This is a genomic window from Pedococcus sp. (assembly GCF_036554925.1).
GTDB lineage: Bacteria > Actinomycetota > Actinomycetes > Actinomycetales > Dermatophilaceae > Pedococcus_A.
Window position 1 is genome coordinate 1 of record NZ_DATBMI010000076.1, and the last position, 1,683, is coordinate 1,683.

Annotated in this window: 1 protein-coding gene; it reads right to left on the minus strand. The window is 72.4% G+C overall.

Going from position 1 to position 1,683, the window contains the following annotated elements; genetic code table 11:
* A partial coding sequence (locus VIB11_RS06405; RefSeq protein WP_332029483.1) for a S9 family peptidase occupies window positions 1–1,683 on the minus strand: 1,683 nt, incomplete at both ends.

A 1,683-nucleotide genomic window follows, 5' to 3' on the forward strand; every position in this document is an offset into this window, starting at 1 on the left:
GTCGATGAACGTGTGCTCGGCCCCGGGCACGATCAGCAGCTCGAAGTCCTTGTCCGCGGCGACGAGCCGGTCGGCGAGCCGCAGCGTGTGGTGCGGGTGGACCTGATCGTCCATCTCGCCGTGGACGAGCAGCAGCGTGCCCGCCAGCCGGTCCGCGAGGTCCACGTTAGAAGCGCGGGCCCAGGCCTCGGGATCGTCCGCGCCGTCGTAGGCCTCCACGAAGCCCAGGTTGAAGTAGCGGGCATCGTGGGGGCCCGAGAGGGCGACGCCCACCGTGTACACCTCGGGGAACTCCAGCAATGCCCGCGCGGCGGCGAATCCGCCACCCGAGTGGCCCATCGCGCCCACCCGGTCCAGGTCCATCCAGGGCCGGCTCTCGGCCAGCTGCCGCAGCGCCGCGACGTGGTCGGCCAGCGAGCCCGCGTCGGCCAGGTGGCCGTACGACGCATCGTGGAAGGCCTTGCTTCGGCCCGGCGTGCCTCGTCCGTCCACGGCCATCACCACGAACCCCAAGGCTGCGAGCGGCTCGGCGTCGAGGCCCATGCCCCCGGGGTCGAAGCTCGGCGAAACCCGGTCGACCTGCGGGCCGGGGTACAGCGTGTCCACCACCGGGTAGCGCCGGGCGGGGTCGAACCCGCGGGGTCGGTACAGCACCCCGTAGATGTCGGTCTCCCCGTCGGCCGCCTCGACGCGGAACCGTTCCGGCGGCGTCCAGCCGGTGGCGACGAGCTCGGTGATGTCGGCGCGCTCGAGCTCGACCAGCACCCGCCCCGACCAGTCGCGGACCGTCGTCACCGGCGGGGTATCCACGGTGGACGCCGAGTCGACGAAGTACTCCATGGTCTCCGGCACGGTGACGATGTGGTCCAGCTCGTCGTCGGTGATCGCGGCGAAACCGGAGCCGTCCAGGCCGACCCGGCACACCGTGCGCCGGTACGGATCGTCGTCGACCAGTCCGGAGGCGGTGAAGTACACGACGCGTTCGGCCTCGTCGACGTGCAGGATCTGCCGCACCGCCCACTCCCCGGAGGTGACCTGCCCGAGCAGCTCGCCGGTGCGCAGGTCGTACCGGTAGAGGTGGCCCCAGCCGTCCCGCTGCGAGTACCACAGCACCTCGTCGGACAGCACCCGCACGATCGGCGGGTCGTTCATCCACTGGTTCGGCTCGACGCGCGTGGTCCCGGTCTCGGTGAGCACCGTCGTGTCCTCACCGGTGGCCGGGTCCAGCCGGTGCAGGGAGAGGGTGCGCAGGTCGCGGGGCCGGCCGAGCCAGTACACGGCCGAGCCGTCCGGAGCCCACCACGCCCACCCGGTCGTGACCGGCGAGAACTGCGGCATGAGCAGCGGCTCGGATCGCGCGCGGACCACCGTGGCCTCGGGGACGTTCAGCACGACCAGCTCGGCCCGCGGCACGTGCTCGTCGCCGGGGTAGGCGTACCGCTGGGTGTGCAGTGCCGGAGGGCCGCCGTCGGCCGGCGCGGACTCCACCAGGTAGGTCTGCCGGACGCCGCGCTCGTCGGTCCGATGCGTCAGCACCTTCGTCGAGTCGGGTGACCAGGCCACGGCGGGTGGCAGGTGCGGCAGGCCGAACTTCCGCAACAGGGTGCCGTTGCTCGTGGAGTCCGGGCCGGTGCCGTAGCCGTAGTCGGGCTCGCCGTCGGTGGTCAGCGCCCACTCGTGACC